Origin of the sequence: Streptomyces phaeochromogenes (assembly GCF_001418655.1) — a bacterium.
GTDB lineage: Bacteria > Actinomycetota > Actinomycetes > Streptomycetales > Streptomycetaceae > Streptomyces > Streptomyces phaeochromogenes.
Genome location: NZ_LIQZ01000480.1, coordinates 1 through 5,914 on the forward strand (window position 1 = coordinate 1; position 5,914 = coordinate 5,914).

5 protein-coding genes are annotated in these 5,914 nt (G+C 72.9%); 1 reads left to right on the forward strand and 4 read right to left on the reverse strand.

The window, feature by feature from the left end; all coding sequences use genetic code 11:
• Nucleotides 1-108: 108 nt before the first annotated feature.
• Nucleotides 109-1,023 (reverse strand): SRPBCC family protein, encoded by a 915-nt coding sequence (locus AOK17_RS43375; RefSeq protein WP_107102655.1) that lies wholly within the window; start codon nucleotides 1,021-1,023, stop codon nucleotides 109-111.
• A gap of 88 nt (nucleotides 1,024-1,111) precedes the next feature.
• Nucleotides 1,112-2,764 carry a polyamine aminopropyltransferase gene (locus AOK17_RS43380; protein ID WP_055618155.1) on the reverse strand — a complete coding sequence of 551 codons (1,653 nt, stop codon included), beginning with the start codon at nucleotides 2,762-2,764 and terminating at the stop codon, nucleotides 1,112-1,114.
• A gap of 227 nt (nucleotides 2,765-2,991) precedes the next feature.
• Between AOK17_RS43380 and AOK17_RS43385 the strand changes: the two genes are divergently transcribed.
• The gene (locus AOK17_RS43385; RefSeq protein WP_055618156.1) at nucleotides 2,992-3,519 is read left to right on the forward strand and encodes a type III secretion system chaperone family protein; all 528 of its coding nucleotides are present in this window, start codon (nucleotides 2,992-2,994) and stop codon (nucleotides 3,517-3,519) included.
• 59 nt (nucleotides 3,520-3,578) lie between these two features.
• Here AOK17_RS43385 and AOK17_RS43390 read toward each other — a convergent pair whose 3' ends face one another.
• On the reverse strand, nucleotides 3,579-4,778 hold the full coding sequence (locus AOK17_RS43390; RefSeq protein WP_206190934.1) for a glycosyltransferase family protein: 1,200 nt from the start codon (nucleotides 4,776-4,778) through the stop codon (nucleotides 3,579-3,581).
• Nucleotides 4,779-4,848: 70 nt separating this feature from the next.
• Nucleotides 4,849-5,914, reverse strand: a 1,066-nt coding sequence (locus AOK17_RS43395; protein ID WP_245697750.1) for a pyridoxal phosphate-dependent aminotransferase, incomplete at its 5' end; no start/stop codon positions are given.

The window sequence follows — 5,914 nt, forward strand, 5'->3', positions numbered from 1 at the left end:
GGCCGAGTGCGCGGTTCCCCGCGCCCCTGAAAGCAACAAGGGCTACCGGCGTCTTTAGGGGCGCGGGGAACTGCGCACTCGGCACACACCCAGCCGCACCTGAGACATCTACCGGCGCTTACGGAGGGCTCTGCCCAGTACTACCGCTGAGGCCAGGAGGAGGGCCGCTGCGGGGGCCGCCCAGCGGAGGGCCGCGCTGGGGCCCGTCGCCTCGGGGGCGGGGACCGGGGCGTAGCGCCCGCGTGGAGGCGCATGGTCCACCTCCTCCGCGCTGCGGCCGATCATCGTGCGCCGGGCGTGCGCCGCCTCGGCGGGGGTGTCCGACGCCGGGACCGCGTCGTCCTCGAAGCCGCCCTCGAAGTCCTCCTCGGCGAACGGTTCGAGAGAGGGAGGCGGAACCTCGGCCTCGTGGATGGAGGAGGTCTCCTCGGTGTCGGCGGGCGACTCCTCGACGTCAGGGGTCTGCTCGGCTGGCGAGGGCTCCTCGGCCGGCGGAGGCTCCGAGGCCGCCGCCTCCGGTGCGGGAGTGGACTCCTCGGGCTCAGGGGCCGTCTCCGCCCCCCTCGCCTCACCGCCGGAGGCAGCCGCACCCGCGTCCGGCACCGCCAGCCCCTCCGCGAAGCGGCTCAGCAGGCGGGTCGTCGCCGAGGTCACCGCGTCCGCCGGGAGTTCCGTGACGCGGCCGTCGGCCGACGCCGTGCCGGTGAAGGTGACGGTCGAGCCGCTCGGGTCGCCCTCGCGCGAGCGCAGTGCCAAGGTCAGGGCCAGCTTCACCGTGCCGCTGCCGCGGGCCTCCGTGGCGTCGGCCTCGACGGCGTACGTGCCGTCGTCCTGCGGGGTGACGGTGAGCGCCCCGCGATAGGTGATGGCGTGCCCGCCGACGCGTACCTTCAGGCGGCCGGAGACGGGCGGTGTCCCCGCGTCCTGCTGGAGTCCGGGCACGGCCCGGGCCACCCGCGCGGGATCGGCGAGAGCCTCGCGCAGCGACTCGACGGGAACCGGAACGAACACCTCATGCTCCATGTCGGCCGAGCCTACCCAGCACCGCCCGTACCGCACCTCTGTATGAGGGGATTCCCCCGGATCCCCCGGCAGAGCGACTCGGTCGGAGTCAGTCCGCGTACCTCGGATGCACCAGCGTGGACGGCGGGAGGCCGGTGAGCCGGGTGCGTTCCGCCGCGCGCGCGTCCGCCCGCAGGGACGGTACGTACGGTGTGCCCGGCGGCGTACGCAGCTGCGGCCGGGCGCGGGAGGCGAGGACGAACCCCCAGTCGCGCGGGGCCCGGGAGCGGCTCGCCGCCGCCGGGTCGCGCCCGGCCACGGAGTAGGGGACGGTCCGCAGGCCGGCCGCCCGTACCGTCGCGTCGACCGTCCAGAAGGCCCGCGGCCTCGACGCCACGGGCCCCGCGTGCACGGCGAGCCGCCCGCCGCCCGCGAGGACGCCCCGCGCGAGCCCGTAGAACTCCTGCGAGTACAGCTTCGTACTGGACGTGATCCCGGGATCGGGCAGATCGGAGACCACGACGTCGTACGCGCCCCGCGGGGCCCGGCGCAGCCAGCCGAACGCGTCCGCGGCGACCACCCGCACCCTCGGGTCCCCGTAGACGTGTCCGTTCAGCTCGGACAGCGCCCGGTCGGTGCGGGCCAACTCGACGAGCCGAGTGTCGAGTTCGACGACGTCGACCTGGCGTACGCCGTCGTGCCGCAGCACCTCGCGCACGGCGAGGCCGTCGCCGCCGCCGAGGACGAGCACGCGCGCGTGCGGGCCGTTCATCGCGGGGTGGACGAGGGCCTCGTGGTAGCGGTGTTCGTCGCTGCCGCTGACCCGCAGGCGTCCGTCGAGGTAGAGGTCGAGGGGACGGCCGTCCGTGCCGCCGGTGAGGACGACCTCCTGGACGTCGGTGTGCATCGCCACGCGTACGTCCTTGCCGTACACCGCGTGCCGCGCGGCCCGTTCGAAGTCGTCCACCAGGACGGCCGCCGAGGCGAGCAGCGCGAGCACGCCGAGGTTGGCGACGACCAGCAGCCAGCAGGCACGCCGGCTCAGGTCCTGCCGGAACAGGCCGAGGACCAGGGCGCCGCCCGCGATCGCGTTGACGGTTCCGGTGACCAGCGTCGCGGTCAACTGGCCCAGCAGGGGCAGGAGGAGGAAGGGGAAGGCGAGGCCGCCGACCAGCGCGCCCACGTAGTCCGCGGCGAACAGGTCCGCGACCGCGCCGCCCGCGTCCTGTCTGCGGATGCGCTGGATCAGCTCCATCAGCAGGGGGACCTCGGCGCCGATGAGCAGGCCGATGGCGAGGGAGAAGCCGACGAGGAGATAGCTGGAGCCGCCCTCCCAGGCGCCGCCCCAGTCGCCGGTCCAGGCGAAGACGGCGTACAGGGCCATCGCGCTGGAGCCGCCGACGAGCGCGAGCAGGGCCTCGACCGCGCCGAAGCCGGCCGCGGCGTGCCGGCGCAGGCGCTTCGCGACGAGCGAGCCGAGGCCCATCGCGAAGACCATCACGGACAGGACGACGGAGGCCTGGGTGACCGAGTCGCCGATCAGGTACGAGGCGAGGGCGACGAGTTCGAGTTCGTACACGAGTCCGCAGGCCGCGCAGATGAAGACGCCGGCGAGGACGAGGAACCGGCCGGTGGCCGTGCTGACCGGCAGCCGCGCCGGGCCCTGGCCGCTCCCGGGCGGCGGGGCCTTGGCCGTGGCCGTGCCGGGCTGGGCTGGGGCCGTGGCCGTGCCGGGCTGGGCGGTGGCGTGCGGCTCGATCACCCAGCGAACGGTACGTCACCGAACAACTGCGTCCTGTCACCCACACGTGTGGAAACCAGGGCCTGAACGCATACTTTGGCCAGGGCGCGTACGGGCCGTGAACGGCCCTTTCGGGGCTTGCTCCGCGGCTCTGTCCGATTCTCCTGGGGCCAAAGGACTACTGAACGCCGATCACGGCTAGGGTCGAAGTCAGGTAACCACGTGCAATCCTCAGGAGTACCCACCGAATGTCTATCGACCCGTCCTCGATTCCGAACTTCGGGGGCCAGCCCGAGCCGAACCCCGGCGGACCGGCGGGCCCCGTCGTCCCTGATCAGGACCTTGTGAAGCAGCTCCTGGACCAAATGGAGCTGAAGTATGTCGTCGACGACGAGGGTGACCTCGCGGCGCCGTGGGAGCAGTTCCGCACGTATTTCATGTTCCGCGGTGAAGACGACCAGCAGGTCTTCTCGGTGCGGACGTTCTACGACCGGCCGCACCAGATCGAGGAGAAGCCCCAGCTCCTCGAGTCGATCGACGACTGGAACCGGCGCACGCTGTGGCCGAAGGTCTACAGCCACACGCACGACGACGGCACCGTCCGCCTGATCGGCGAAGCGCAGATGCTGATCGGCACGGGCGTCAGCCTGGAGCACTTCGTGTCGTCCACGGTCAGCTGGGTGCGGGCCGCCATCGAGTTCGACAAGTGGCTCGTCGAGCAGCTCGGCCTGGAGCAGGAGATCGACGAGGCCGACAAGCCCGAAGAGGACGAGTAGGACTCACTCGGGCACGAGCCCCGCGGGCCACGGCCGGCGAGCCACGGCCGCGCGGCGGCTCACAGCGGCTTGTGGGCGAGCACGACGAGGTACGCCCCGTACGCGAACGAGAGCCCGGCCAGGGCGCCGACCACCAGGGTCGCGTGCCACGGTCGGGCTCTCGCCGTCCGTACGAGCGCGCAGGCCAGTGGCAGCAGCAGCGGGAACGCGGGCAGCAGGAACCGCGGCTTGCACTCGAAGAAGCCGGCGCCGCCGACCGCGACGAGCAGCAGCGCGCCCGCGTAGACCAGCAGCGGCAGGGGCGCGCGGTCGGCGATCAGCAGCCCGTACAGCAGCAGGCCGGCCGCCACGATCACCATCGACATGGGGAAGACCAGCCGGTCGCCGTGGAGCAGCAGGTGCTTGACGAAGCGCAGGGCGCCGAGGCCGAAGTCGAAGCGTGAGCCCCACAGCCGCTGCACCTCGAAGTACCCGCCGAGCAGATCGCCCTTGCGCCGCCCCACCCACAGGAAGAACCCCGCCCACCCGAGCGGTGCGAGCGCCGCGCCCGTCCACAGCCTGTGGGAAACCTTTCCGCGCCGCCTGAGGATCTCGTACGCCGCCGCCGCGAGCACGGCCGCCGCCACGGCGAAGCCGTTCGGCCGGGCCAGCCCCGCGCAGGCCGCGAGGGCACCCGCCCACACCCAGCGTCCGGTGAGGACGGCGTACAGCGACCAGGCGGCGAAGGCGGTGAGGACCGGTTCCGTGTACGCCATCGACAGCACGACGGAGTGCGGCAGCAGGCCCCACAGGAGGACCAGGGCGGTACCGACGGCGCGGTCGTGCAGCCGGACACCGATCGCGTAGATCCCGCAGGCGGCGACCGCGGCGGCCGTCCACGAGATCAGCAGGCCGGCGCCTGGGCCGCTGAGCGGGGTCAGCTCGGTGACGGCCCGCAGCAGCCCCGGGTAGAGCGGGAAGAACGCCAGGTCGCTGTGGACGACGGTGGGGCGGAAGTGCAGGCTGCGCCCGTAGCCGTCGCCGGCGATCCGCAGATACCAGATGGAGTCCCAGGACCGGCCGAGCAGGAGCACCGGGTGCCCGCCGGTCGCCCAGGCGGTCATGGCCACCGCCGCGGCGCCCAGCAGCCGGGCGGCGGCGAACAGCCCGAGGGCGGTACCCATCGCCGCCGCCGGGGACGGACGCGGACGGGCACGGCCCTCGGTGGCGGACTCCGTGACGGCGGGGGGCGGGGGCGCGAGGGTACTTGCTTGGGTCACAACCGAAGATTGCTGGCAATTCGTATCATTTGCGAGCAACGCGCGGCTGGGCGAGTGCGAATTCCCCCGCTTATCCGCCGAACGTCATGAGGCGCTTCACCGCCTCCTCCAGGACCGACGTCTGCTTGCAGAAGGCGAAGCGGACGAAGGGGGCCCCGGCGTCGCGGTGGTCGTAGAAGACGGCGTTCGGGATGGCGACCACGCCAGCGCGCTCGGGCAGCGCGCGGCAGAACGCGAACCCGTCGCTCTCGCCGAGCGGCCGGATGTCGGTGGTGATGAAGTACGTGCCGGCCGGCCTGAACACCGCGAAGCCCGCCTCCGCGAGCCCCGCGCCGAGCAGGTCCCGCTTGGCCCGCATGTCCGCGCGGAACGCCTCGAAGTACGTGTCGGGCAGCGCCAGCGCCTCGGCGACCGCGTACTGGAAGGGCCCCGAGGCCACGTACGTCAGGAACTGCTTGGCCGAGCGGACCGCCGCCACCAGGTCGGGCGCGGCCGTCACCCAGCCGACCTTCCAGCCGGTGAACGAGAAGCTCTTGCCCGCGCTCCCGATGGTGACCGTCCGCCCGCGCATCCCGGGCAGCGTCGCGAGCGGGATGTGCTCGGCCTCGTCGAAGACCAGGTGCTCGTACACCTCGTCGGTGACCACCAGCAGGTCCCGCTCGACGGCCAGCTCGGCGATCGCGGTGAGCTCCTCGCGGGTGAGGACCGTGCCGGTCGGGTTGTGCGGGGTGTTGATCAGCAGCAGCCGGGTGTTGTCGGTGACCGCGTCGCGCAGCTCGTCCAGGTCCAGACGGAAGCGTCGGTGTACGACCCCGTCGTGGGTGTCCTCGTGCGGGCGCAGGGTGACCGGTACGCGCGTACCGCCCGCCATCGCGATGCAGGCGGCGTACGAGTCGTAGTACGGCTCCAGGGCGATCACCTCGTCGCCCGGTTCGACGAGGGCCAGCAGCGCCGCGGCGATGGCCTCCGTGGCGCCCGCCGTGACCAGGACCTCGGTGTCCGGGTCGAAGGTGAGGCCGTAGCGGCGCTCCTGGTGCGCGGTGATCGCGGTGCGCAGCTCGGGCACGCCGGGGCCCGGTGGGTACTGGTTGCCGCGGCCGTCGCGCAGCGCCCGCACCGCCGCCTCGCGGATCTCC

Excerpts from the sequence above, each read along its gene's own strand:
- AOK17_RS43375 (WP_107102655.1), bottom strand. The coding sequence starts at position 1,023 with ATGGAGCATGAGGTGTTCGTTCCGGTTCCCGTCGAGTCGCTGCGCGAG.
- AOK17_RS43385 (WP_055618156.1), top strand. The coding sequence starts at position 2,992 with ATGTCTATCGACCCGTCCTCGATTCCGAACTTCGGGGGCCAGCCCGAG.